This window comes from Labrenzia sp. R5_0 (assembly GCF_017743835.1).
Lineage (GTDB): Bacteria > Pseudomonadota > Alphaproteobacteria > Rhizobiales > Stappiaceae > Roseibium > Roseibium algicola.
The window spans coordinates 599,774-623,603 of sequence record NZ_JAGHRK010000003.1 but is presented as its reverse complement, the minus strand read 5'-3'; the positions used below and the strand labels follow the sequence as shown (position 1 = coordinate 623,603).

The window sequence follows — 23,830 nt, the reverse complement described above, 5'->3', positions numbered from 1 at the left end:
GGAAGCCGTCGTATGCCAAGATGCCAAGAATTGGAAAGAAGACTCCATGCTACATGGAAACGTGAAATGGTTTGATCAGCGCCGGGGTATCGGCACGATCGAACCGCAGGACGGCGAGGACATCCTTGTCGACATCTCGGCCCTGCGCCGGTCCGGTATTGACACTCTGAAGGAAGGCCAGCTTGTGGCATTCGACCTGGAGTGGCGCCGCGGTCAAATGGTGGCCGAAGACCTGAAAGTCCTGTAAGGTCACTTACAGGTCATTACCGGGTACAAGGGCGGTTCGACCGCCCTTTTTTATTGGATTTTTTTCAGATGCAAATTGACGAGAGATTACAACAGGGCATCTCCGCCCACCGCAGCGGCAATCTGGAAGCCGCCCTCAGCGCCTACAAGGATGTGCTATCAGAAGATCCAGACCATGCGGACGGCCTGCACTTCCTGGGGTTGCTGCATTTCGATGCCGGCAAGGCGGACAATGCGGTTGCGCTTATCCATGCCTCCCTGGAAAGGAACCCGCGCAATTTCTCCGCCTGGAACAACCTCGGCAACATCCTGAAGCTTTCAGGCGACAAGGACGAAGCCTTGAAAGCCTATTTGCGCGCAGTAGAAATTGAAGTCCGCCACGAGGAAGCCTGGAAGAACATCTCGATGATGCTGCAGGAAGCCAGCAACAACGACGAGCTTCTGCCCATGCTGCGAGAAGTCGTGCGCCTCGACCCGAACAATCACAGCGGCTGGCACAACTTCGGCATATCGCTGATGCTTGCCGGCAAAAGAGAGGAAGCGGCAGACGCTTTCGAACGGTGTCTGCAGTTCCCGCCAGACGTCTGGAGCGACAAGGGCTGGCATCCGCGCGTACTGTGCGCGCTTGGACGGGCCGAAGTCGCCACACGGCATATGGAGATGCTTGTCGCAACCTACCCGGACGACCCGGTCATCCGCTATCAGTTTGCTGCGATCCGCGGAGAAGACCTGTCGCTTGCCCCCGCGGACTATGTCCGGGATCATTTCGACAGCTTTTCGGAAAGCTTTGACGACGTCCTGAACGGGCTCGGCTACCAGGCGCCGAAGCTTGTTGCCGAGGAAGTCGCGGAGCTGGCCAGGGAGCGCGACTTGCCGTTTGCCCATGTGGTCGACCTTGGCTGCGGGACCGGCCTTTGCGGACCACTGATCCGCGACCACTGTGCCCGGCTCACCGGCATCGACCTGTCACCGGGCATGCTGCGCAAGGCCGCTGCGCTGAAGGTCTACGACTTCCTGGTCGAGGGTGAGCTCGTTGGATTTCTGTCCTCCGACCTGCCGGCCCAATTCGATCTGGCAGTCTGTGTCGACACGCTGTGTTATCTCGGCGACCTGGAGCCTTTCATGCAGGCGCTTGCAGGAGCCCTTGCCCCGGGCGGTATGCTCGTCGCGAGCGTCGAGCATCTCGATACGTCGGACGGGCCGGACTACCGCGTGGATGCTACGGGGCGCTACGCCCACCGGCCGGAATATCTAAAGCGCTGCGCGGAGGCCGCGGGCCTTCTCTATGCGCGGGAAAAACGGGATATTCTGCGCAAGGAACTCGGCAAGGATGTGAATGGGCTCGTTTTTCACATCCGCAAGCCAGGCGCCAGCCAGACGTGACAGTCTGTCCGCGCGGACGGCAAGTGAATTCGTGCAAGGACATTCAAAGCGGTTGTGCCGGGGCGTAAAGTTGTTACGGTGTCGCCGTTGGGAACGAGTGTCCGTTTGGAGGGACCGTTAATGTCGGAATGCAATGTTCTGCTGGTGTATCCGCGCTTCAATGCCGGATCATTCTGGAACTATGGTGCGACCTGCGAAATGGTCGGCGCCAAATATCCCGCTCCTCCTCTCGGCCTGATCACAGTTGCGGCAATGCTGCCGGAGAACTGGAATGTCCGCCTGATCGACCGCAACACCGGCGCCTTGACGAACGACGATCTTGCCTGGGCCGACATGGTGATGACTGGCGGCATGCTGCCCCAGCAGGCCGATTGCCTCGCCGTCATCCGCCGTTCGCAGGAAAAGAATGTTCCCGTCGTGGTCGGCGGTCCGGATGCAACCTCTTCTCCGGAAGTTTATGAAGCGGCCGACTTCCTGGTCCTTGGAGAAGCCGAAGGCATTCTCACCACCTTTGTCGACGCCTGGAAGGAAGGGGTCCGCAACGGCCGTTTCTCGGCCGAGAAATTCAAGGCTGACGTTTCCTCCAGCCCCGTACCGCGCTTTGACCTTCTGAGATTCGACGATTATGTCCAGATCGGCGTGCAATATTCGCGCGGCTGCCCGTTTACTTGCGAATTCTGCGACATCATCGAGCTGTATGGCCGCGTGCCGCGCACCAAGACCAACGACCAGATGCTGGCCGAACTCGACCGGCTGTACGAACTTGGCTACCGGGGTCACGTCGACTTCGTCGATGACAACCTCATCGGCAACAAGAAGGCCGTGAAGGGCTTCCTTCCCGAACTGGCGAAATGGCAGAAGGAACGCAGCTACCCGTTCGAAATGTCGACCGAGGCTTCCCTCAACCTGGCGGACGACGAAGCCTTGTTGAAGATGATGCAGCAGGCCGGATATTTCTCGGTCTTCATCGGCATCGAAAGCCCGGACCCGGACGTTCTGGTCGCGACACGCAAGAAACAGAACACACGCCGCGACATCGCCAAGAGCGTGCACAAGATCTACGATGCCGGCATCTTCGTGCTGGCCGGCTTCATTGTCGGCTTCGACGAGGAAAGCGACAAGGTGGCGGACGAGATCTCGGCACTGATCGAGGAGGCCGCAATCCCTGTTGCGATGACCGGTCTGCTCTATGCCCTGCCGAACACTCAGCTGACGCGCCGGCTCGCCAAGGAAGGCCGTCTGCATGCGGATTTCGCCACCGATGATCCGGATACGGAACATGGCGATCAGTGCACCGCCGGGCTCAACTTCACCACAGTGCGCCCGCGCGCGCAGATCCTGGAAGACTTCAAGCAGGTCATCGACCGGGTCTATGGTCCGGAAGCCTACTTCGGCCGCGTTCAGAAGGTGGCTTCCATGCTCGACATGAGCGGCGCAAACGGCTCGATCTTCGGCGCCGGGTTCTTCCACGATATCAAGCTGTTCGGCCGTCTTATCCTGGCAATGACCTTCAAGGAAACCACCTATCGCGGGCCCTTCTGGAAAACTCTGATCAAGACCGCCTTCACCAATTTCAGGGCGATCAAGCCGGTCATGATGATGCTTGCGCTCTATGTGCACCTGGGGCCGTTCTCCCGGTTCGTGGTTGCCCAGATCGACAAGCAGATTGCCGATATCGAAAAAGGCAACTGGGAACAGCCGGCGCTGGTGGCCGCCGAGTAATCGGATAAGGTCACCCTCCTTCAGCTGACGGGATTGGCGGGAAAAGAGTTGCGGTCCGGTATCTCCAAACGCAGCGCGCTGGGGTTCATCCTGGTCACGCTGGTTCTCAATTCCATGGGCATCGGCCTGATGATGCCGGTCATGCCCTCGCTCCTGACCGAACTCACCTCGCTGCCTGTGAGCGAAGCCGCCCGCTGGGGCGGTGCACTGAGCGTCGTCTACGCCTTGATGCAGTTCGCCTTCGGTCCGACGCTCGGCAATCTGTCCGACCGCTTTGGCCGCCGTCCGGTGCTGCTGGTGTCCATGTTCGCCATGGCTGTCGACTACCTGATCATGGCCTTCTCCTGGCATCTGGCCGTGCTGTTCATCGGCAGAACCCTGTCGGGTGTTGCCGGAGCAACCTTCTCGGCCGCATCAGCCTTCATTGCCGACGTGTCGTCCAAGGAGGACAGGGCGAAGAACTTCGGTCTTGTCGGGGCCGGATTTGGTGTCGGCTTTGTACTCGGGCCGATGATCGGCGGTTACCTCGGCGAATACGGACCGCGTGCGCCCTTTTATGCTGCCGCAGGCCTTTCCTTCGTCAATTTCCTCTTCGGCTATTTCATGCTGCCGGAAACGCTGAAGGACGAAAACAGAAGAGATTTTGACTGGAAACGGGCCAATCCATTCGGGGCCTTCAAGCAGATCGCCGCCTATCCGGCGGTGCGCACGCTGCTTCTGGCCATCTTCCTGTTCGACATCGCCCATTACGTCTACCCGTCCGTCTGGAGCTACTATGCGGAGGAGGTCTTCGCCTGGAGCCCCGGAGACATCGGTCTGTCACTTGCGGCCGTCGGTGTCGGATTTGCCTTCGTTCAGGGATACCTGATCCGTGTCCTGGAACCGAAACTCGGGCCCGGCCGGACACTCTTCATCGGGCTGGCCGCCAATCTCGTGGCCTTTGCCGGTCTCGCCGTCGCCGATACCGGCTGGATGGCCTATCTGCTGATCTCGTTCGCGGCGCTTGGTGCGATGGCGACGCCTGCCTTCACCGGTCTGATGTCGGTCCGTGTCCCGGACAATGCGCAAGGCGAATTGCAGGGCCTGATTGCCAGTGCCGCCGGCCTTTCCATGGTGGTGAGCCCGCTGGTGATGACCCAGGTCTTTGCCACGTTTTCAGGTCCTGAGGCGGCGATTTCCTTTCCCGGCGCGCCGTTTGCCCTGGCAGGCGTGCTGATCCTCGCCGCCATGCTGATCGCCCTTCCCTTCATGCGTCTTCAGGAAAGACTGCCGTCACCTTCCGAGGCGGCAGACCGGAAGACACCAGCCGAATAATCGGGTTTCCCCAAAAGTGACAGGCACCTTTCCTCCTCTTCTCGACGGTCCACGTCTTGCACCGGCCTCCGGCAAACCCGCTCGTCAGCTGGTTGTGATCCTGCATGGCTACGGCGCGGATGGCCTTGACCTGATCGACCTCGGGCGCGCCTGGCAGGGACAGCTTCCCGATGCGGCTTTTGTTGCGCCGAACGCTCCTGAACCCCTTCCCTTCGAAGCGCTCGGCGGACGGCAATGGTTTGCGCTCCAGGAGCGCGATCCCAATGAATACCGCCTCGGCGCGCAGGCCGCCCAACCGGTGCTCGACCGGTTTCTGGACGACGAACTGGCCCGCCATTCGCTGGATGGCAGCGCGTTGGCACTGGTCGGCTTCAGCCAGGGAGCCATGATGACCTTTCAATGCGGCCTGCGCCGCCCGTCTCCGCCAGCGGCCCTGATCGGTTTTTCCGGACTGTTGCCGGGAGCCGGCCAGCTGGGTCCGGTCAACACGCAAAGCCCGGTGCTGATTGTTCATGGCGAGGAAGACGATGTCGTTGCCAGCTATCATGCCCAGGCAGCACAAAAGGCGCTTGACGATGCCGGGGTTTCCTCAAGCCTGCACCTTTTGGCCGGCCTCGGCCATTCGATTGACGAGCGCGGCATGGTGCTGGGCGGGCGGTTTCTGGAAAAGGCATTTGGCCCGGCAATGCCGGTCTGAAGACGGCCTTGCATTGGTTAATAGCCTGTTAACGGTTTTGCAGGATGCTTTCTGCAACTGTGCCGGACCAGAAAGGGCCGGACAAGCCGGGATCCGAAGCCATGCAGATTTCCATCGAAACCACCACGCAAAGCGCGAGCCTTTTTACGGCTTCCTTTTCGAATGGCGGCGCTGAAGGCCAGAAGAACGATCCCAAGGGCAACGCCTACGGCCACGAGATCGGCCAGCGGAATGGCCACGACAAGTCCCCCGCCGTCAATGCTCTGGAAGCAGCCAGCAAACAGGCCGAGGAAGACGCGGTCGTGATCGCCGCCCTTCAGGATGCGGTCGAAAAAGGCAAAGGCAAGGACGACGACAAGGAAAAGGACGGCGCGCTGGCGACCGTCGAGGACTATCAGAAGACCGCCGGCAAACTGAAGGTGGCTCTTGGTGAAGAGGAAAGCGGCGCTTCGGCGAATGTCGCCTATGAAAGCGCGACGATTTCAACGACCACTATTGAAGCCGAAATCGGTGGTGAAACCGTTTCCGCGCAGTTCGTATCCTTCGAGCGGGTGTCCTACGACAGCGAAACCGGGCTGTCCGTCCGCTCCGCAAACGCCTCTTCCATCGAAGGCAACTTCGACAACGGCTCCTTCAGCTACCAGAGCGCTGCCGTCAGCGAGCTTTATGCAGGCACCGGCGACCAGGTCTCGAACCTCCTCGGCCTGGTAGCCTGAGCAGGCAGCCCTTCCGCGTACGCTCCGGTTGGGACGTGGGCTGGACCGGACTGCCGGATCAAGTCCGGCAATGAAGCAGGTAGAAAAAGCCAGATCTGACACCTGACTTAAAAAGGGGAGCCGAAGCTCCCCTTTTCCATGCCTTACGCCTTTTTCAGGTAGGCGACGATGATGTCCAGAGCCGCCTGAAGGTCACCCTTGTCGATCATTTCAGTGACCGTGTGGATGTAGCGGGTGCCGACGACGATGCCGATTGCCTTGGCACCGGCAGCCGCCTGCTGGGCAGCCGCGCCGTCCTGGCCACCAGCCGCCAGCATGGTGCGCTGGAACGGGATCTTTTCCTTGACCGCAATGGCTTCGATTTCCTTCACCAGATCGCGGTCCGCGATGAAGCTGGAATCCTTGACGTGCAGACCGAAGCCTTCGCCCTGCACCGTGGTGCGGTCCTGCTCGGGAACGCCCGGCGTGTCGCAGGCAAGCGTGGTATCGATGCCAAGCCCGATGTCCGGCGCAATGGCAAAGGACGCGGTGCGCGCGCCGCGCAGGCCGACTTCTTCCTGGCAGGTGAAGGCGACATGAATTTCGCAATCATGCTTGGCCTTGCCCAGACCCCTGATCGCCTCGATGCCGAGCCAGCAGGCGATGCGGTTGTCGAGTGCCTTGGAGACGACCTTGTCGCCGATCTCGATCAGCGGCTCGTCCATGGTCACCATGTCGCCGACCTTGACGATCTCCTTGGTCTTTTCGCCAAGGCCCATGTCGATGACGAATTCCTTGGGCTCAGGCACCTTCTTGCGCTCTTCCGGAGAAGAGATGTGGATCGGCTTGCCGCCCGGGTTCATCACCCCCTTGAAGTCGCCTTCATCGGTAGACACCAGCACGCGGCGGGAGAACAGGTTGCGGGCATCGAAGCCACCAACGGGCTGCACGTGAACGAAGCCCTTGTCCGTGACATGTGAGACCAGGAAGCCGATCTCATCCATGTGGCACAGAAGCATGACCTTCTTCGGGGTTCCCTTCTTGGAAGCCTTGCGGCTGTCGCGGCGGCAAAGCAGCGAACCCATCGGATCGACGGTAACCTCGTCGAACAAGCCCTTGATTTCCGCCTGAATCAGGTCGCGGACCCGGTGTTCGTGACCCGGTACACCCGGCGTTTCGCAAAGTCGGCGAAGCAGATCGATATTCATGGAACTTCCTGTGAAGGTTGGAAAATCGGCACGATCCTAGTCCGAAAGACCGCGCGGGATAAAGAGCCAAGACAGATTAGTTCGAAAAGAGAGGCTTGTTGCAGGTGCATGGCCTGCGATAAGCCTCGGCAGGAAACCGCATCCCCCATGCGAATCCTGACAGACCGTTCCGCCGTTTTCCGGCACAGCCCTTCAATGCGAATGGAAAGGTTTTCTTCTTTGACCACTCTCTTGTCCGGCACCGTCCATGTCGAAACGCGCGCCGTCACGGTCGGCAACTCCACCGTTCACGTTCGCTGCTGGACACCTGAAGATCGTTTGCCCGGCAAGGTGCCGGTGCTCCTGTTTCACGACTCGCTTGGCTGTATAGCCCTCTGGCGTGATTTTCCCGAACGCCTTGCCGTTGCCAGCGGACGGGCCGTGATTGCTTATGACAGGCCCGGCTTCGGCCAGTCGTCGGTGCGCGAAGACATCCTGCCCGCAAGCTTCATCGCGGATGAAGGCAGAACGGTTGTGCCCGCGCTGTGCGAGCAGCTGAACCTCACGCGATTTGTTGCCTGTGGGCACAGCGTCGGTGGCGGCATGGCGGTGCATACCGCCGCACAGCATCCCGACAAGGTCACGGCCCTGGTCACGATTGCCGCTCAGGCGCTTATCGAGGACCGCACCCTGGAAGGTGTCCGCGAAGCCCGCACCGCGTTTGCCGATCCCGGCGCCTTCGACAGACTTGCGCTCTATCACGGCGACAAGGCGCGCTGGGTGCTGGATGCCTGGACGGAATCATGGCTTTCGCCCGCCTTCGCCCATTGGTCCCTTGACGATGCCCTTGCCGGTGTCCGCTGCAGCACCCTTGCGATCCACGGCGCACTGGACGAATACGGATCAATCCACCACCCGGAACACATCGCCAATAGCACCGGCGGACAGAAGGTCATCCTGGAAGGAAGAGGGCACACGCCTCACAGGGAATGCCCGGACCTGCTGGTTGAAACCATTTCCAGTTTCCTGGTGAATGTTTCGTGATCCGGCACCCGGGCAGGCTGCTGGCCGTCGCAAGAAAAGGAAAACTGCGGTCGGTCTTCGCAGATTAGCGAAGTCGGTTTAACTTCTTGCTCGCCAATTTCGAAAAATCGTCCACCTGTTTTTCGCTTTGCCATTGCAGTGTCGCAATTGATGACAACATTCTAAAGGTAAGCAAAAAGCGTCTCCCGTCTTCTCGGAGAGATGTAGCGCCTTCCATTGCGACGATCCCGGGGAATCCCATGACCCAGAAAAAACGTTTTATTCTTTCCATTGACGGCGGCGGCATTCGTGGCCTCATTCCGCTTCGGCTGCTTGAGACACTTGAAAGCCGATTGAGCCAGCGCGGCGTTAGCGAGCCGCTGCACCAGGTTTTCGATCTGATGGCCGGTTCTTCTACAGGCGGCCTGATTGCTGCAGGCCTATCCGCACCACGCCCAGGCGGCACCGCCGGCGCACCTGCCGCGACCATTGATGAGCTGCGCAGTTTCTTCGAACGCGACGCGCGGGAAATCTTCAAATCATCAATCTCGGCACGACTGGCCAGAACCGTCACCAGTTCGCTTGGCCTGTTCGACGAAACCTACGATCCGCGGCCGCTGGAAAAGCTGCTGAAGGAACGCTTCGGCTGGACCTCCATGGCCAGCGGCCTGACCCACCTTGTCCTGACCGCCTACGATTTGGAACAGCGCAAGCCTGTGTTCCTGACAAACGGCCTTGAAGCCAGCAGCGGTCGGCCGGACGACTATTACTTCTGGCAAGCTGTGCGTGCGACCACCGCCACTCCCTCGTATTTCGAACCGGCACGCGTTGAAAATCTCAGCCGCCGGCGCGAGGAAGCCCTGATCGATGGAACGGTCTTCATGAAAGACCCGACAGTGGCAGCGTATCTGGAAGCCCGCAATCTTGGCTGGGGCGACGACGAGATCGTCATCCTTTCGCTTGGCACCGGCAGGGCACCGGCACGGTCGTTCCTTTACAAGGACGCCGTTGGTTGGGGTGCCCTCGGCTGGCTGCAGCCCTCCAAGGGCGCGCCGCTGATGTCGATCCTGGCCGACGCGCAAAGCCAGACGACCTCCGATCAGGCACGGCAGCTCTTTGCAGAACTGCCGAACGTGACCTATCACAGGCTCGACGCCGATCTTCCACCGGAAGCCGAAGACATCGACAACGCCCGTCCCGGCAACATCATCACGCTGAATGGTGCTGCAGACAGGGTGATCCGCGACAACACGGTTTTCCTCGACGCGTTCGCCGACATGATCGCGGCGCATGTGGATAATAGCGAATCGGATGCGGAAGCACCCGATTTGGTGCATGCTGCCTGACGAGTGAGGTGATCGTCGCGGCGGGAGCAACGACGGCGGAACACCCAGACTGGCGCACGAGGTTTCGACGTGAGAACGGGGAAAACAGGCAAGCGAAATCGCTGGGCACCTTCGGTGTCCGGCTTCATGGCATTTGCAGCCGCGTTCCAGGTATCCTGTCTCGTTGCGTCAGCCGCGCCGGTACCGACAGCCAAACCGGCCGATCCTGTCTCCGAGGACTATTCGCCGACCGTCGAACTGGTGGCCGGTGTGCCTGTCCCGGTAAAGAAACGCGATGTGCCGGAAGGCTATGTCGCGAACAAGCCCAAGCTGGTGCTTTATGGGGACCAGCCAGCACGAGACTATTTCGGCGCCGCCACCGGACCAGCTCAACTGAAAGCCCGCTCGATCGGATCCTACGCCAAGGGTTGCCTCGCAGGCGGAGCGGAACTGCCGACGGACGGCCCCACCTGGCAGGCAATGCGCCTGTCGCGCAATCGCAATTGGGGCCATCCTGTCCTGATCGACTATCTCAAGGATCTGGCCAGCGATGCCCCCAAGGTCGGCTGGAACGGTCTGCTTGTCGGCGATATCGCGCAGCCGCGCGGCGGGCCGATGACATCCGGCCATGCCAGCCATCAGATTGGCCTCGATGCCGATATCTGGCTGACGGAAATGCCGAACCGGCGCCTGACCGCTCAGGAACGCGAAGACATCTCCGCTATTTCGATGCTGATCGGTCCGATGGACGTCAAGGGTGCAGACCGGCGTGTCGACCCCAGGAAATGGTCAGATGACCATGCTCGGCTGATCCGGCGCGCCGCATCCGACCAGCGTGTTGCACGCATCTTCGTCAGCCCGACGATCAAGAAGGCTCTGTGCGATTTCGAGAAGGGCGGCAACCGCGCCTGGTTGCGCAAGGTACGACCGTGGTGGGGACATCACTATCACTTCCACGTACGCCTTTCCTGCCCTGCAGGCAGTGCCGGCTGCAAGAACCAGAACCCGCCGCCCCCGGGCGATGGCTGTGGCGCGGACCTTGCCTATTGGCTGTCCGACGAACCCTGGGTTCCCAAAAATCCCCCCAAGCCCGGAGAACCTCCGAAAGTGGTCAAGAAACGGCCCATGGCCCTGGCAGCCCTGCCGAATGACTGCCGGTCGGTGCTGACGGCCAATTGAGACCGGCTGGGTGACGCCTAGGCGTTCGGCGATTGCATCGGCCCCAGAACCCTGGCAACGAAGACCAGATCCAGCCAGCGGCCGAACTTGGTGCCGGCTTCCGGCAGACGGCCGGCAACATGAAAACCAAGTTTCTCGTGAAGGGCGATGGAGGCAGAATTGTCCCCGTCGATGACGCCGACCAGCACATGTAATTTCATGTCGGCGGCAATGTCGACCAACCGCTCCAGAAGCGCCTTCCCAATGCCGCGCCGCTGTGCCGCCGGTTCGACATAGACGGAATGTTCCGCCGTCAGACGATACCCTTCGCGAGGCCGGAACGGCCCGAAGCTGGCGAACCCGAGAACAGTATCTGCATCGTCCACGGCCACCAGAACCGGCAGCCCCTGCTTCACCCGGCCTTCGTACCAGGTCAGCCTGTCGTCCAGCGTTTCCTCACGATTTGTCCAGGCGGCCGTCGTCTCGCGCACAGCCTGGTTATAAAGCGCCAGGATCGACGGGACATCCTTCGGTTCTGCATTACGGATCAACATCATGCTCTCTTGTCAGGCTGCTCGACACATCAGTGCCGATGCAATCTAGATCACACTTTGAGGTTGATTTGCCACGACAAATGTCACCTGCGGGCTACGTCATTTGCCGGAGGCGCCATATCCCTGTCGGAGCGGTGAAACCCGGCATTCGCCCGAGGGTGCAAAAAAGCACCGGAATTCAACGCCCGAAGGCTTCAATCTACTAGGCGAAATCGAATTGCAATGGTAAAGGGGCGGCCATGACGACGAAGAAGCTTTCCAACATCCGCAACTTTTCCATCGTGGCTCATATCGATCACGGCAAGTCGACCCTGGCCGACCGCCTGATCCAGATGACCGGCACGCTGACCGACCGCGAAATGACCGAGCAGGTGCTCGATTCGATGGACATCGAACGCGAGCGCGGCATCACGATCAAGGCGCAAACAGTGCGACTGATCTACAATGCCAAGGACGGCGAACAATATACGCTGAACCTGATCGACACGCCGGGCCACGTGGACTTTGCCTATGAAGTGTCCCGCTCGCTGGCAGCCTGTGAAGGCTCGCTGCTGGTGGTCGACGCCTCTCAGGGTGTGGAAGCCCAGACGCTCGCCAACGTCTATCAGGCCATCGACAACGATCATGAGATCGTGACCGTCCTCAACAAGATCGACCTGCCTGCGGCCGAACCGGACCGCATCAAGGAACAGATCGAGGACGTGATCGGCATCGATGCATCCGAAGCCTGCATGATCTCCGCCAAGACCGGTCTTGGTGTCGACGACGTGCTGGAAGCGATCGTTTCCAAGCTGCCGCCTCCGGAAGGTGACCCCGAAGCGACACTGAAGGCGATGCTGGTCGACAGCTGGTACGACACCTATCTCGGCGTGATGGTGCTCGTCCGTGTCATCGACGGCTCCCTGAAGCGGGGCCAGAAGATCAAGATGATGGGTACGGGCGCGGCCTATGATGTCGACCGCGTCGGCGTCATGACCCCGAAATTCCTTCAAGTGGACGAGCTGAAGGCCGGCGAGATCGGCGTCATCACCGGGTCCATCAAGGAAGTGGCCGACACCCGTGTCGGTGATACCATCACCCTGGAAAAGAAACCCTGCACGGAAGCCCTTCCGGGCTTCAAGCCGGCTCAGCCGGTCGTGTTCTGCGGTCTCTTCCCGGTCGACGCGAACGACTTCGAGGATCTGCGCGCTGCCATGGGCAAGCTGCGCCTCAACGATGCCTCGTTCTCGTTTGAAATGGAAACATCCGCAGCTCTCGGCTTCGGCTTCCGCTGCGGCTTCCTCGGTCTGCTGCACCTGGAAATCATCCAGGAACGGCTCTACCGCGAATTCGACCTCGACCTGATCGCGACCGCGCCGTCGGTGGTCTACCAGATGTCCCTGACGGACGGTGCGGAAGTCGAACTTCACAACCCGGCTGACATGCCGGATGTGGTGAAGATTTCCGAAATCCGCGAGCCCTGGATCCGCGCAACCATCATGACGCCGGACGAGTATCTGGGCGGCATCCTGAAACTGTGCCAGGAACGGCGCGGTCTTCAGATCGACCTGTCTTATGTCGGCTCCCGCGCGATGGTAACCTACGACCTGCCGCTCAATGAAGTCGTGTTCGACTTCTACGATCGCCTGAAATCGATCTCCAAGGGCTACGCATCGTTCGACTATCAGATTTCGGACTACCGGGCCGGCGATCTGGTCAGGATGTCGATCCTGGTCAACGAAGAGCCGGTGGATGCGCTTTCCGTGCTCGTGCACCGCAGCCAGGCGGAACGCCGTGGCCGCGCCATGTGCGAAAAGCTGAAAGAGCTGATCCCGCGGCACATGTTCAAGATTCCGATCCAGGCAGCCATCGGCGGCCGCGTGATCGCCCGCGAGACCATCTCCGCCCTGCGCAAGGACGTGACTGCCAAGTGTTACGGCGGCGACGCCACCCGTAAGCGCAAGCTGCTTGAGAAGCAGAAGGCCGGCAAGAAGAAGATGCGTCAGTTCGGCAAGGTCGAGATCCCGCAGGAAGCCTTTATCCAGGCCCTGAAGATGGACGAGTGAGAAACCGATTGGCGCGCCACGCCAATCCCAGCAAGGCCTTGCCATGAGTATTGAACAGACCCTTTCCGACCGCGCCGGCAACGTTTGCGAGTTCTGCGGCGCTACCGAAGCGCTGCGGCCGCTGGATGTCGGCCCCGATACGGATGGCACAGCGGATATGGCGGTTCTGGCTTGCGCCACATGTGCCGACCAGATTTCAGGTGCCGCCGATATCGACCCGAAGCATTGGCTCTGCCTCAACGAAGCCGCCTGGAGCCAGGTTCCCCCGGTTCAAGTTGTCGCCTACCGCATGCTTTCCAGAATGCGGGACGAGAGCTGGGCGCGCGATCTTCTGGACATGCTGTATCTGGACGACGAAACGCTTGCCTGGGCCAAGGCCGGCCTTGGCGGCAGCGCGGGCGAAGGTGACGACGGCGTGGTCCACAAGGATACGCACGGCGCTGTTCTTGCCGCTGGCGACACGGTGACATTGATCAAGGATCTCAAGGTCAAGGGCGCCAACTTCACCGCCAAGCGCGGCACCGCCGTGCGCAACATCTCCCTTGTTGCGGACAATGCCTCCCAGATCGAAGGCCGCGTGAACGATCAGCGGATCGTCATCCTGACGGAGTTCGTGAAGAAGGCCTGATCAGCTCGTTTCCAAGCTGATCAACACGCCCCGGAAGAGCGCTTACGCCGCCTCCCGGAAGACCTGAAGGATAGCCGAAACAATTGTCGGGTCTTCCCGGCAGAAGAGCGTCATCCTTGTTTTCGGCAATTCGGGCAGCCGATAGAGTTCCCCGACTTCGCGGCATCCCTCCGGAATATTTCGCCGGTCGAGACAGGCAATGCCGAGCCCTGCGCTGACCGCCCCCTGTATGGCGCCGACACCGGTGCCGGTGAAGGCGTCTTCAAAAGCGATCCCCGCATCCTTGAGCGTGCCAGTTGCCAGGCGCCGGAGGGCGCAGGTTTCCGAAAGCGCCACCAAGGGGAAGGGGGTACCGGTTTCCCAGGTGAAATCCCTGGCGGCTGTCCAGACGAGATTTTCCTCGAAAGCCACGTGACCCGTGCCCTCGACGTCCTCGGAGCGCACCATGATCGCGCTGAACAGACCTGCCTTGAAGTCGTTGTACAGCGTATCGGAATAACCGACCGCAACATGGAGACGATGTTCCGGCAAGGCCTTGCTGAGGGAGGCGATAATCTCCGGGAGGCGGCCGCCCGCTGCGTGATCGCTGATCCCGCACCGAAGCCGCTTTTGAACGGAAGGACCTGAAACGCGGGCCGTTACCCTGTCATGCAGGTCGATCAGACTGCGGGCGTCACTTAAAAAACGAGCACCGAAGCTCGTCAACCGGACGGACCGGGGCGATCGGCTGAGCAAGGCGCTGCCGAGACGGACTTCCAGTTTCTTGATCTTGACGCTGACAGCAGACTGGCTTGCCCCCGTCATCTGCCCTGCCCGGGTAAAGCTGCCTGTTTCGGCAACTCGAACAAAAGCGCGCAAGAGATCCATGTCGAGATCGGTCATGCAATCATTCTAATTTATCATTTTTGAAATATCAAAGATTTGTTTCTGTTATCTTTGTTGCCGCAATAAGGTTGGCCGTATCACCGAATGACGGAGGACAAGATGCCGCTTACCAATGTTTCCCTGCTGAAAGGCTCCAGGACCGCTGCGCAGAAATCAGCAATCCTGGACGAGATCTATCAGGCAATGCGCGAGACCTTCGGCGTGCCGCAGGACGACAAGTTCATGATGATCACCGAACATCCACGCGAAGATTTCCTGTTCGGCCGCCACTTCATGAATATCGACCGGTCGGACGACCTGATCATCATCCAGCTGACGGTCAGCGATACCCGCAGCATCGACCAGAAGAAAGCGCTGTTTGCCCGGATCGCAAAGGGCCTGGCCCGCGAAGTCGGCATCCGTTCCGAAGACATCTTCATCAACCTGGTCGAGACAAGGCTCGAGAACTGGTCGTTCGGCCATGGCGTCGCGCAATATGCCGACAGGCAACCGGTCGCCGTTTGATCCGAACCGGACAGGAAGCCGGTCGACCTGATCACCAGGCAAAATAGCGAACGCACTAAAATGCGGGATTGCCTCCCAAAGACAGAAACGGCGCCGGGCTTGCCGCCCAGGCGCCGTTTTCTGGTTTGGAAGTCTTGTCCAACCGGCCTGTCCTTGCGGAGGGTCGATCGGAAGGTTTGGGGACCGGCCTTTCAGCCGGTCTTCAGCCTTAGCGCCGGTTGAGCGGAAGGTCGGCCAGTTCACGCTGGGACATGCGCACGATTGCCGGATGGGACATCGGGTCGGTGCGGTCATATGCGGAAGCCGGACGAGCCGTCAGGTGTCGGCGCATAAACAGTTTCATCATGAGTTTCATTCTCCTTATTATTGTTTTTTGCATGGCCAAATTCCTTCTTTGAATTTAGCTATGCTCCTTATATAGACGCCACTACTCGCTAAAAAAAATCGACTTATTCTGGTTTTCAGTTTAGCTTTTCTAAAATGAAAAACCTCAATCGCTTTCACCTCTCCGGCCTTCGTGCCGTGGAAGCCGTCGCCCGGCTGGGCTCTGTCAAGGCGGCCGCGGACGAACTTGGCGTTACTGTCGGCGCCGTCAGCCAGCAGGTTCACAAGACCGAGGCCCAGCTTGGCGTGCAACTGTTCGAGCGGCAGAACCGTTTGCTGTTGCCAACCGCTCATGTGCTTGCAATGCAACCACATCTGACCAGCGCCATGTCCTCGCTTTCGACCGCGATCGCCACCACCCAGCGCGGACGGGAAGATGCGTTGACGATTTCGGTTGCCCCGGTCTTCGCCGGAAAATGGCTGGTTTGGCATCTCAAGAACTTCAACAAGATGCATCCAGGTATCCGGGTTCGGGTGGAAGCGACGGTGGACCTGGTCGATCCGGACATGAGCGATGTCGATTTGTGTATCCGTGTCGGCAAGGGACCCTATCCGGGCGTCAAGGCAGAGCAGTTGCTGCACCAGCGGGTGTTTCCCGTCTGCAGCCCGGCGCTGGCCAGACAGATCAAGGAGCCGAAGGACATCGGCAAGCTGCCGATCATCCGTGACCCCGGACAAATGTTTACCTGGAAAACCTGGCTTGATCTCTTCGGCCTCGATGAGAGCATCCTGCAGGATGGCCCGACCTTTTCAGACGGTTCGCTGTGCCTGGATGCGGCAATCGCCGGCCACGGGGTGTTTCTGGCCTGGGAAACGCTTGCGGTTTATGCAGTGAAGTCCGGCCAGGTGATTGCCCCCTTCCCCGAGCGCCCCGCCACGGGCAGCGCCTATTGGCTGGTCAGCGGTAAAAACGCCCCTCAGACAAAGGCCAAGAAGGCTTTCGGCGACTGGCTGCGGGAGGAGCTGCAAGGCTCCATCGGCAGACCGAAAGGAGCCGATATGGTGGAAGCGTGAGCGTTTTTCGCTCGTCGCGCACCTCTACTCAGCACCTGCAATGGATTTTCCCAGTATGTCGGCCTTCACGGCACCACGTGTGCCCATTGGCCGGTCCGGACCAACGGTGCTGTCGCGGCGGGTCTGCGCTTCCATCTCGCCATTCAATTCGGCCCCGAGCAAGATGATATACGCCGAAATCCAGAGCCACATCAGCAGGATGATGACGCCGGCAAGGCTGCCGAACGTTTTGTTGTAGCTGGCAAAGTTCGCCACATAGACCGAGAATCCGTAGGACGCGGCAAGCCACAGGAGGCAGGCGATGACCGCACCGGGCGTGATCCATTTCCATTTGGCATCGGTTCGAGACGGCCCAAACCTGTAAACGAAGGAAAGACCGGTGACGGTCAGAAATCCCAGAATGATCCAGCGGGCCGATGACAGGACCTTCTCCAACCAGTCCGGCAAGGCGAGATAACTGAAGACAACCGGCAGCAGAAGCGCGGACACCAACCCCAGCACCAGAGCGAAAACAAGCAGGATCGTCATCACGAAGGTTCGGGCTTTCAGTGCAATAAAGCCCCGCTTCTCAACCTCGTCATAGGCAATGTTAAGTCCTTCCATGAGGCTGGCCATGCCCTTGGAGGTGGAATAGAGCGCGATGCCCAGACCGATGACGAAGGCAAATCCGAGCCCCGCATTCTCGCTGCCTGCTACATCTGCGGCCTGCGCCAGAATGATTTGCGACGCTTCCTTCGGCAGAAAGTTCTCGATCATTTCAAGCTGACGGCTGACCTCGACAGGTTCAACCACAAGCCCTGACAGCGCCGTGAACGCAGTTATGGTCGGGAAGATCGCAAGAAGACCGTAGAAGGCAACGCCGGCGGCGATCAGGTCGATGTGGTCGCGCTGGACCGCGTTCCACACCCGGTAGCTGATATCCAACCAGCCCATTGGCGGGATCTTTTCCGGACTGCCCGCATCTCTTCCACGTGCCATGTTACCCCCTCAGTTGCCTACCCACGCCCTTCTGTCCACGGACGTTGGCAAACAGCAGGGAGTTCTAAGGTAAACGCCCGGGTGGCGATTGAGTTCCTGTGCCTGGGGCTCGCCGCTACGCGTTGGCCAGATTGAGGCGCAAGGCTGCCTCTCCTTTTCCGCTTGCCAACGCCTCGCCTTTCGCTACATTGACGCCCCATGAGCGACCTTACCGCACATATCCGCCGTTCCGGCCTTTGCAGTGGCTCTCAGCCTCTTTCCGGGATCGACGTGCGCCTCATCGAGCTGCAGGGCCCCGCCTGCGGTCGATTTACGCGCTAACGCGCTTTAATTCCGGCGCTTTTCTTCTCTTCGGGAACTCACGCAATAATGCGCATGAGGCCGTGGCAATCACCGCCATTATTCGCTAAAAGACCCCGACTTTCTGTTTCGACACCTCCGCGCGCACCGCGCGAACCGACGACCGAGTACGCATGTCCAACCTCGACACACTTGAATCCGATCTTCTGGCCGCCATCGAAGGCGCCGGGACCGAAGCCGCCCTGGAAGACATCCGCGTTGCCGCCCTTGGCAAGAAGGGCTCAATTTCCGAGCAGATGAAAACGCTCGGCAAGATGACGCCTGAAGAGCGCCAGGTGATGGGCCCTGCCCTCAACGGCCTCAAGGCGAAGGTCACCGACGCCATCGCCGCCCGCAAGGATGTGCTGGCGGAAGCGGCCCTGGAAGCACGGCTGGCCAGCGAGAAGGTGGATATCACCCTGCCGCTGCGCGCAACACCGGCGGAGACCGGCCGTATTCACCCGGTCAGCCAGGTCATCGACGAACTGACGGCGATTTTCGCCGACATGGGCTTTTCCATTGCGGAAGGCCCGGACATCGAGACCGACGAGCTGAACTTCACCGCGCTGAACTTTCCTGAAGGCCACCCGGCGCGCGAGATGCACGACACGTTTTTCTTCAATCCCAAGGAAGACGGCGAACGGTTGCTGCTGCGCACGCACACCTCGCCGGTGCAGATCCGGACCATGCGCAATCAGGAACCACCGATCCGCGTCATCATTCCGGGCCGGACCTATCGTTGCGACAGTGACCAGACCCACACGCCGATGTTCCACCAGGTGGAAGGCCTCGTGATCGACAAGGACAGCCATTTCGGTCATCTGAAATGGGTGTTGCGGGAATTCTGCAAGTCCTTCTTCGAAGTCGACGACATCAAGATGCGCTTCCGCCCGAGCTTCTTCCCGTTCACCGAACCGTCCATGGAAGTCGACATCCAGTGTGACCGGTCCGGCGGCGAAGTGAAGATCGGCCAGGGCGAAGACTGGCTGGAAATTCTCGGCTGCGGCATGGTTCATCCGAACGTCATCCGCAACTGCGGCCTCGACCCGGATGTCTACCAGGGTTTTGCCTGGGGCATGGGGATCGACCGCATCGCGATGCTGAAATACGGCATGCCGGACCTGCGCGCCTTCTTCGACGCCGACGTCCGCTGGATCCAGCATTACGGCTTCCGCCCACTCGACCTGCCGACACTGTTCGGCGGTCTGTCCAGTTAACCGCCTGAATTTGGGGGCGCCATCATGTCATTGCTGATCCGCATCGTTCTTGCCGCCATGCTGACCGTTGCCGCCCTGTTGCCGGCAGCCGCGCAGACCAGCGACCAGGAAACACGCGTCGCGACACCGACCTCGTTCCTCGAGGCCTGCGCGGACAAGATCGAGAACCGGGGCCGGCTGCGGTTCTGCGACACCTATTTCCGGGAGAAGCTGGGCACCGAAGCCGACGCGCTGCTTTACCTCCGTGACCGGATCACGCGTCTGCGTGCCGGCCACGAGGCAAGCTCGGCCGAGAAGTACCAGAGCTTCCTGCAGGCAATCTATATCGTGGCGTTCCTGACCATTGCTTCGATCGTGCTGATCGCCAGCGACCGGCGGATCGGCGGTACCGCCAAGTGGGCCGGCTTGACCAGCACCGCGGCCCTTCTGGTGATGGTGCTGATTGTCGCCATGGGCTGGCTCGGCAAGTACCGGGCCGAATATGCGGCCCAGGTCGAACTCGGCATCCTGCGGGACCGGATCGAGACGGAAGCTGCCCAGGCGATTGCCACCAAACAGCAGATCACGCCGGAGATCGTGCGCGGCTGGACCCGCGACTTTTCCGACATCGGCCGCCGCTTTGCCGAAAACTACGGCGCTGCGACCATCATTCCCGAAGTGGACCGGCTCGGCAACTGAAGCCTCCACGTCCCGTTTCGCGGTCCTGAGACCGCACCAAGTTTGAAGAGATCGAAAGATGAAATTCACCCTTTCCTGGCTCAAGGAGCATCTGGAAACCGACGCCAGCCTGGAAGAGATCGTTGAACGTCTCACCCTGATCGGACTGGAAGTCGAGGAAGTCACCAACCGCGCCGACCGCCTGAAGCCGTTCAGAATCGCAAAGGTTCTGGAAGCCGAACAGCACCCGAATGCCGACCGGCTGCGCGTCCTGAAGGTTGACACCGGCGAGGGCGACCCGGTGCAGGTTGTGTGCGGTGCGCCGAATGCCCGCGCCGGCCTTGTCGGCGTACTCGGCAAGCCGGGCGACTATGTTCCCGGCCTTGATGTCACGCTTTCCGTCGGCAAGATCCGCGACGTGGAAAGCTTCGGCATGATGTGCTCGGAGCGCGAGCTGGAACTTTCCAACGAACATGACGGCATCATCGATCTGCCGGCGGATGCGCCGGTTGGCATGGCCTATGCCGAATGGGCCGGCCTGGATGAGCCGGTCATCGAAATCGGCCTGACGCCGAACCGCCCGGACTGCACCGGCGTATACGGCATTGCCCGTGATCTTGCCGCAGCCGGCCTCGGCAAGCTGAAGGAACGCAGCAACGAACAGGTTCGCGGCAGCTTCCCCTGCCCGGTCGATGTGACGCTCGATTTCGGCGACACCAAGCCGATGTGCAAGGCCTTCGGCCTGCGTCTGGTCAAGGGCGTGAAGAACGGCCCCTCGCCGAAATGGCTGCAGGACCGCCTGACCGCCATCGGCTTGCGCCCGATCAACGCCCTCGTCGACATGACCAACTACATCACCTTCGATCAGGGCCGGCCGCTGCACGTGTTCGACGCCGACAAGGTTCACGGCAATCTGGTTGTCCGCCGCGGCAAGCAGGGCGAGAAGATCGACGGCCTCAACGGCAAGAGCTACGAGCTCGATGACACGATCTGCGTCATTTCCGACGACAACGGCGTTGAAAGTCTCGGCGGCATCCTGGGTGGCGAGCCTTCCGGCTGCACGGAAGAGACTGTCAACGTGCTGATCGAATCCGCCCTTTGGGACGAGGACGACATTGCCGCCACCGGGCGCAAGCTCGGCGTCAATACGGACGCACGCTATCGTTTCGAACGTGGTGTCGATCCCAACTACATGATGCCGGGTCTGGAATATGCCACGCGCATGGTCATGGACCTGTGCGGCGGCGAGCCGTCCGAAACGGTGCAGGCCGGTTCCGTACCGGATACCAGCAACATCATCGATTTCCCCTATTCGGAAATCAGGCGCCTGTCTGGCGTCGATGTTCTGCCCGCTGAAGCAAACGTCACCCTGAAGTCGCTCGGTTTCTGGATCTCCGGCGCCGGTGACACGGTCAAGGTGGCCGCGCCCAGCTGGCGGCCGGACATCGAAGGCAAGGCCGACCTCGTGGAAGAGGTGGTGCGCATCATCGGTCTGGAGCGTGTTCCGTTCACACCACTGCCGCGCACCGGCACCGTCGGCCAGAAGGTGCTGACCACCGGACAGATCCGCCGCAACAAGGCGCGCCGGGCACTGGCCGCCCGTGGCTTCAATGAAGCGGTTACCTGGTCGTTCATTGCCAAGGATCACGCTGAACTCTTCGGTGGCGGCAGCGCTGCGCTTGCGCTGGCCAATCCGATTTCCAGCGAGATGTCCGACATGCGCCCGAGCCTGCTTCCGGGCCTTTTGCTGGCGGCACAGCGCAATGCAGACCGGGGCTATGGCAACGTCGCCCTGTTCGAAGTCGGTCAGGTGTTCGAGAACGATACTCCGGAAGGCCAGAAGATGGTCGCAACCGGCGTGCGCCGCGGGTCTGCGAAGCTTCAGGGTTCCGGCCGGCACTGGTCGGGTGTTTCCCAGGCCGTTGACGTGTTCGACGCCAAGGCGGACGCCGAAGCAGCGCTGGCGGCCATCGGCGCACCGGTAGACAAACTGATGGTGTCTGCAGATGCCCCGGCAACGTTCCACCCGGGCCGGTCCGGCTGTCTCAAGCTTGGCCCGAAAAACGTTCTGGCGGTGTTCGGCGAAGTTCATCCGCGCACGCTGCAGCTGCTCGACATCGAAGGACCGCTGGTCGCATTCGAGATCTTCCTCGATGCGCTGCCCGAACCCAAGGGCAAGGGTGGCCGTTCGAAGGGTGCCCTCAATGTCAGTGGCCTCATGCCGGTTCAACGCGACTTCGCGTTCCTTGTCGGCAAGGACATTTCGGCCGAGGCATTGCTCAAAGCGGCTCGTGGCGCGGAAAAGACGCTGATCAGCGATGTCACGCTATTCGACATTTACGAAGGTCAGGGTGTGCCGGAAGGCCAGAAGTCAGTCGCCATCGACGTGACACTGCAGCCGCGTCAGAAGACCCTTACGGACGAGGAAATCGACGCCGTGGCAAAGAAGATCATTGCCAATGTCGAGAAGGCCACCGGTGGCACGCTGAGAGGCTGAACCGGCGTTTCGCAAGACTGGAAAAAGGGGCTGCGCGAACACCATCGCGCGGCCTTTTTACTGGCGGGCCTGCCCCATCTCTGCACAGACAAGGACGGAACATTTCGGGTTGTCCTTGGTCGGCACGAATGTCGGCCGCACCGTCTGGCCCGAGAAACACTGGTTCCGGCCGACGACGAACCGGTCGAACTTGTAAGGGCCTGATTTCAGATTGATGCCCCCGAATCTCTTGATCAGGTCCTGCGTCTGGTCACAAGTCAGTTGCGTGGTATCGGGCTGACGCCTGGTTTGCGCTTCCGCCTGCAGCACAGGGACAAGAGCCGCACACATAAACAGGCCTGCCTGAAGTGCGGACTTCGCAATTAACAGTTGTTTTCTTGTATTATTCTCGTTCATCGCAAGGCCTTTCCTGAGTATTCAGGCGAAGTCATGTATTAAATGGCTATGATTTCCAGCAGTAGGTAATCCGTATTTCATATTTGTGAAACGGTTTCCAAATGCAACACAGCGCTGCCCCGTCCGCGCATGAAATAGCAAGAAAAGCCTGCAAGGCGGTTAAGACTTGTGCCTCTTTATCCTGTTTTTGCAGAAGGATCCCGTTTACCGCTGCGTCCGGTTCTGGAAACACCTGTAGCCGACGGAGCACTGCGGATTGTCTCGCGTGGGAGCAAATTTCGCACGGACCTGCCCCGTTTGCGGCCGGCAATAGCTGCCGTTTGCAACGAAGCGGTCAAAGGTCGACTGGCCGGTCGTCAGGACGATGCTGCCACTTTTCCTGACCAGTTCCTGAGCCTGGGCACATGTCATCGAACGCGTGTCCGGACGCCCGGCCTGGGCCATGGCCGGTTCTACGGCGGCAGTGCCCCCGAGCCAGGTAAACGCCAGGAAGCCGAAACATGCGTTTCTGGAAAGTCGGTTCACATGACGTCTCCTGTTGAAGTCCGGGAGGGCAACCGCCCCGGATACGGCTCAGTCATACCGCCAGGGTTGGGGATTGATACAGCGAAGCACGTAGCATTTCGCATTGTCCTTCGTTGGAATGTAGTCCCGGCGCGTGACCTCGCCATGCTGGCAGTAGCTCCGGTTGGCCACATACCGGTCGAACGTATAGCGCCCGGTGCTGAGCACGACGGCCCCACGCTGATTGATCATGGACTGGACCTGCCCGCAGGACATGGCGGTGGAATTCGGCCGTCCGGATTGGGCCGCGGATGGCAGAGCGGTGACAAGCACCGCCCCGCAAGCAGCCAGTGCGGCAATCATTTGTGTGCGTGGCAAGAGGTACATCGGCAATTCCTGAAAAAACCAAACGTCTCCGAAGGAGATGGCGCCTACCTGCTTCATGTCAAGTCGGTGCCCCTCATCCGGTAGCGCGCGT

Annotated in this window: 24 protein-coding genes; 16 read left to right on the top strand and 8 right to left on the bottom strand. The window is 60.3% G+C overall.

Annotated features, from left to right (window positions below; genetic code table 11):
• Positions 1 to 46 precede the first annotated feature (46 nt).
• From J7447_RS18260 to J7447_RS18235, 6 genes are all read left to right on the top strand, one after another.
• A complete protein-coding gene (locus J7447_RS18260; protein WP_031268890.1) occupies positions 47 to 247 on the top strand; it encodes a cold shock domain-containing protein in 201 nt (66 codons plus the stop codon).
• A gap of 68 nt (positions 248 to 315) precedes the next feature.
• Positions 316 to 1,629 (top strand): tetratricopeptide repeat protein, encoded by a 1,314-nt coding sequence (locus J7447_RS18255; RefSeq protein ID WP_209170510.1) that lies wholly within the window; start codon positions 316 to 318, stop codon positions 1,627 to 1,629.
• A 120-nt stretch (positions 1,630 to 1,749) separates the two neighbouring features.
• A complete protein-coding gene (locus tag J7447_RS18250) occupies positions 1,750 to 3,351 on the top strand; it encodes a B12-binding domain-containing radical SAM protein (protein WP_055657417.1) in 1,602 nt (533 codons plus the stop codon).
• Positions 3,352 to 3,399: 48 nt separating this feature from the next.
• Complete coding sequence (locus J7447_RS18245) at positions 3,400 to 4,665, top strand: TCR/Tet family MFS transporter (RefSeq protein ID WP_206904013.1); 1,266 nt, start codon at positions 3,400 to 3,402, stop codon at positions 4,663 to 4,665.
• A gap of 16 nt (positions 4,666 to 4,681) precedes the next feature.
• Positions 4,682 to 5,362: a dienelactone hydrolase family protein gene (locus J7447_RS18240; RefSeq protein WP_209170509.1), complete on the top strand. Its 681-nt coding sequence runs from the start codon at positions 4,682 to 4,684 to the stop codon at positions 5,360 to 5,362.
• A gap of 44 nt (positions 5,363 to 5,406) precedes the next feature.
• Complete coding sequence (locus tag J7447_RS18235) at positions 5,407 to 6,078, top strand: hypothetical protein (protein WP_022999696.1); 672 nt, start codon at positions 5,407 to 5,409, stop codon at positions 6,076 to 6,078.
• A 143-nt stretch (positions 6,079 to 6,221) separates the two neighbouring features.
• Here J7447_RS18235 and J7447_RS18230 read toward each other — a convergent pair whose 3' ends face one another.
• Positions 6,222 to 7,265, bottom strand: a complete 1,044-nt coding sequence (locus J7447_RS18230) for a M20/M25/M40 family metallo-hydrolase (RefSeq protein ID WP_022999695.1) — start codon at positions 7,263 to 7,265, stop codon at positions 6,222 to 6,224.
• 219 nt (positions 7,266 to 7,484) lie between these two features.
• On the opposite strand from J7447_RS18230, the gene J7447_RS18225 reads away from it, so the two are divergent.
• The 3 genes from J7447_RS18225 (at position 7,485) to mepA (ending at position 10,771) form a co-directional block, all read left to right on the top strand.
• Positions 7,485 to 8,288 carry an alpha/beta hydrolase gene (locus J7447_RS18225; RefSeq protein ID WP_286189260.1) on the top strand — a complete coding sequence of 268 codons (804 nt, stop codon included), beginning with the start codon at positions 7,485 to 7,487 and terminating at the stop codon, positions 8,286 to 8,288.
• Between the two features lie 239 nt (positions 8,289 to 8,527).
• Positions 8,528 to 9,613: a patatin-like phospholipase family protein gene (locus J7447_RS18220; protein ID WP_022999692.1), complete on the top strand. Its 1,086-nt coding sequence runs from the start codon at positions 8,528 to 8,530 to the stop codon at positions 9,611 to 9,613.
• Between the two features lie 126 nt (positions 9,614 to 9,739).
• Positions 9,740 to 10,771: a penicillin-insensitive murein endopeptidase gene (mepA, locus tag J7447_RS18215; RefSeq protein WP_022999691.1), complete on the top strand. Its 1,032-nt coding sequence runs from the start codon at positions 9,740 to 9,742 to the stop codon at positions 10,769 to 10,771.
• Between the two features lie 17 nt (positions 10,772 to 10,788).
• Here mepA and J7447_RS18210 read toward each other — a convergent pair whose 3' ends face one another.
• Complete coding sequence (locus tag J7447_RS18210) at positions 10,789 to 11,307, bottom strand: GNAT family N-acetyltransferase (RefSeq protein ID WP_286189259.1); 519 nt, start codon at positions 11,305 to 11,307, stop codon at positions 10,789 to 10,791.
• A 236-nt stretch (positions 11,308 to 11,543) separates the two neighbouring features.
• On the opposite strand from J7447_RS18210, the gene lepA reads away from it, so the two are divergent.
• Together lepA and J7447_RS31340 are read left to right on the top strand one after the other, a co-directional pair.
• Positions 11,544 to 13,349: a translation elongation factor 4 gene (gene lepA, locus J7447_RS18205; RefSeq protein WP_022999689.1), complete on the top strand. Its 1,806-nt coding sequence runs from the start codon at positions 11,544 to 11,546 to the stop codon at positions 13,347 to 13,349.
• 43 nt (positions 13,350 to 13,392) lie between these two features.
• Positions 13,393 to 13,977, top strand: coding sequence for an alkylphosphonate utilization protein (locus J7447_RS31340; RefSeq protein ID WP_286189258.1), 585 nt, complete (start codon positions 13,393 to 13,395; stop codon positions 13,975 to 13,977).
• 42 nt (positions 13,978 to 14,019) lie between these two features.
• On the opposite strand, the gene J7447_RS18195 is transcribed toward J7447_RS31340, so the two are convergent.
• The gene (locus J7447_RS18195) at positions 14,020 to 14,859 is read right to left on the bottom strand and encodes a LysR family transcriptional regulator (protein ID WP_209170508.1); all 840 of its coding nucleotides are present in this window, start codon (positions 14,857 to 14,859) and stop codon (positions 14,020 to 14,022) included.
• Positions 14,860 to 14,961: 102 nt separating this feature from the next.
• Here J7447_RS18195 and J7447_RS18190 point away from each other — a divergent pair, with 102 nt between their 5' ends.
• Entirely contained in the window at positions 14,962 to 15,366 is a 405-nt protein-coding gene (locus tag J7447_RS18190; protein WP_209170507.1) for a tautomerase family protein, read from the top strand.
• A 208-nt stretch (positions 15,367 to 15,574) separates the two neighbouring features.
• On the opposite strand, the gene J7447_RS18185 is transcribed toward J7447_RS18190, so the two are convergent.
• Positions 15,575 to 15,712: a hypothetical protein gene (locus J7447_RS18185; RefSeq protein ID WP_167579506.1), complete on the bottom strand. Its 138-nt coding sequence runs from the start codon at positions 15,710 to 15,712 to the stop codon at positions 15,575 to 15,577.
• 134 nt (positions 15,713 to 15,846) lie between these two features.
• Between J7447_RS18185 and J7447_RS18180 the strand changes: the two genes are divergently transcribed.
• The gene (locus J7447_RS18180; RefSeq protein ID WP_209170506.1) at positions 15,847 to 16,764 is read left to right on the top strand and encodes a LysR substrate-binding domain-containing protein; all 918 of its coding nucleotides are present in this window, start codon (positions 15,847 to 15,849) and stop codon (positions 16,762 to 16,764) included.
• Between the two features lie 24 nt (positions 16,765 to 16,788).
• Here J7447_RS18180 and J7447_RS18175 read toward each other — a convergent pair whose 3' ends face one another.
• Positions 16,789 to 17,742, bottom strand: a complete 954-nt coding sequence (locus tag J7447_RS18175; protein WP_031268882.1) for a YihY/virulence factor BrkB family protein — start codon at positions 17,740 to 17,742, stop codon at positions 16,789 to 16,791.
• A 473-nt stretch (positions 17,743 to 18,215) separates the two neighbouring features.
• Here J7447_RS18175 and pheS point away from each other — a divergent pair, with 473 nt between their 5' ends.
• The 3 genes from pheS to pheT are packed head-to-tail and all read left to right on the top strand — an operon-like array spanning position 18,216 to position 22,452.
• Positions 18,216 to 19,298 carry a phenylalanine--tRNA ligase subunit alpha gene (gene pheS / locus J7447_RS18170; RefSeq protein ID WP_062490595.1) on the top strand — a complete coding sequence of 361 codons (1,083 nt, stop codon included), beginning with the start codon at positions 18,216 to 18,218 and terminating at the stop codon, positions 19,296 to 19,298.
• Positions 19,299 to 19,322: 24 nt separating this feature from the next.
• Positions 19,323 to 19,976, top strand: a complete 654-nt coding sequence (locus tag J7447_RS18165) for a hypothetical protein (RefSeq protein ID WP_022999681.1) — start codon at positions 19,323 to 19,325, stop codon at positions 19,974 to 19,976.
• Positions 19,977 to 20,034: 58 nt separating this feature from the next.
• The gene (pheT, locus tag J7447_RS18160) at positions 20,035 to 22,452 is read left to right on the top strand and encodes a phenylalanine--tRNA ligase subunit beta (RefSeq protein WP_022999680.1); all 2,418 of its coding nucleotides are present in this window, start codon (positions 20,035 to 20,037) and stop codon (positions 22,450 to 22,452) included.
• 57 nt (positions 22,453 to 22,509) lie between these two features.
• Here the strand turns inward: pheT and J7447_RS18155 are convergent, their stop codons facing one another.
• From J7447_RS18155 to J7447_RS18145, 3 genes are all read right to left on the bottom strand, one after another.
• Positions 22,510 to 22,848 carry a hypothetical protein gene (locus J7447_RS18155; RefSeq protein WP_145915833.1) on the bottom strand — a complete coding sequence of 113 codons (339 nt, stop codon included), beginning with the start codon at positions 22,846 to 22,848 and terminating at the stop codon, positions 22,510 to 22,512.
• Positions 22,849 to 23,052: 204 nt separating this feature from the next.
• Entirely contained in the window at positions 23,053 to 23,373 is a 321-nt protein-coding gene (locus tag J7447_RS18150) for a hypothetical protein (RefSeq protein WP_353653800.1), read from the bottom strand.
• 48 nt (positions 23,374 to 23,421) lie between these two features.
• Positions 23,422 to 23,796: a hypothetical protein gene (locus J7447_RS18145; RefSeq protein WP_286189256.1), complete on the bottom strand. Its 375-nt coding sequence runs from the start codon at positions 23,794 to 23,796 to the stop codon at positions 23,422 to 23,424.
• Positions 23,797 to 23,830 lie beyond the last annotated feature (34 nt).

What these genes read in the sequence shown, in the direction of transcription:
- J7447_RS18260 (WP_031268890.1), top strand. Translation starts at nt 47, where the DNA reads ATGCTACATGGAAACGTGAAATGGTTTGATCAGCGCCGGGGTATCGGC.
- J7447_RS18255 (WP_209170510.1), top strand. Translation starts at nt 316, where the DNA reads ATGCAAATTGACGAGAGATTACAACAGGGCATCTCCGCCCACCGCAGC.
- J7447_RS18250 (WP_055657417.1), top strand. Translation starts at nt 1,750, where the DNA reads ATGTCGGAATGCAATGTTCTGCTGGTGTATCCGCGCTTCAATGCCGGA.
- J7447_RS18235 (WP_022999696.1), top strand. Translation starts at nt 5,407, where the DNA reads ATGCTTTCTGCAACTGTGCCGGACCAGAAAGGGCCGGACAAGCCGGGA.
- J7447_RS18230 (WP_022999695.1), bottom strand. Translation starts at nt 7,265, where the DNA reads ATGAATATCGATCTGCTTCGCCGACTTTGCGAAACGCCGGGTGTACCG.
- J7447_RS18220 (WP_022999692.1), top strand. Translation starts at nt 8,528, where the DNA reads ATGACCCAGAAAAAACGTTTTATTCTTTCCATTGACGGCGGCGGCATT.
- mepA (WP_022999691.1), top strand. Translation starts at nt 9,740, where the DNA reads ATGGCATTTGCAGCCGCGTTCCAGGTATCCTGTCTCGTTGCGTCAGCC.
- J7447_RS18210 (WP_286189259.1), bottom strand. Translation starts at nt 11,307, where the DNA reads ATGATGTTGATCCGTAATGCAGAACCGAAGGATGTCCCGTCGATCCTG.
- lepA (WP_022999689.1), top strand. Translation starts at nt 11,544, where the DNA reads ATGACGACGAAGAAGCTTTCCAACATCCGCAACTTTTCCATCGTGGCT.
- J7447_RS31340 (WP_286189258.1), top strand. Translation starts at nt 13,393, where the DNA reads ATGAGTATTGAACAGACCCTTTCCGACCGCGCCGGCAACGTTTGCGAG.
- J7447_RS18195 (WP_209170508.1), bottom strand. Translation starts at nt 14,859, where the DNA reads ATGACCGATCTCGACATGGATCTCTTGCGCGCTTTTGTTCGAGTTGCC.
- J7447_RS18190 (WP_209170507.1), top strand. Translation starts at nt 14,962, where the DNA reads ATGCCGCTTACCAATGTTTCCCTGCTGAAAGGCTCCAGGACCGCTGCG.
- J7447_RS18185 (WP_167579506.1), bottom strand. Translation starts at nt 15,712, where the DNA reads ATGATGAAACTGTTTATGCGCCGACACCTGACGGCTCGTCCGGCTTCC.
- J7447_RS18180 (WP_209170506.1), top strand. Translation starts at nt 15,847, where the DNA reads ATGAAAAACCTCAATCGCTTTCACCTCTCCGGCCTTCGTGCCGTGGAA.
- J7447_RS18175 (WP_031268882.1), bottom strand. Translation starts at nt 17,742, where the DNA reads ATGGCACGTGGAAGAGATGCGGGCAGTCCGGAAAAGATCCCGCCAATG.
- pheS (WP_062490595.1), top strand. Translation starts at nt 18,216, where the DNA reads ATGTCCAACCTCGACACACTTGAATCCGATCTTCTGGCCGCCATCGAA.
- J7447_RS18165 (WP_022999681.1), top strand. Translation starts at nt 19,323, where the DNA reads ATGTCATTGCTGATCCGCATCGTTCTTGCCGCCATGCTGACCGTTGCC.
- pheT (WP_022999680.1), top strand. Translation starts at nt 20,035, where the DNA reads ATGAAATTCACCCTTTCCTGGCTCAAGGAGCATCTGGAAACCGACGCC.
- J7447_RS18155 (WP_145915833.1), bottom strand. Translation starts at nt 22,848, where the DNA reads ATGAACGAGAATAATACAAGAAAACAACTGTTAATTGCGAAGTCCGCA.
- J7447_RS18145 (WP_286189256.1), bottom strand. Translation starts at nt 23,796, where the DNA reads ATGAAGCAGGTAGGCGCCATCTCCTTCGGAGACGTTTGGTTTTTTCAG.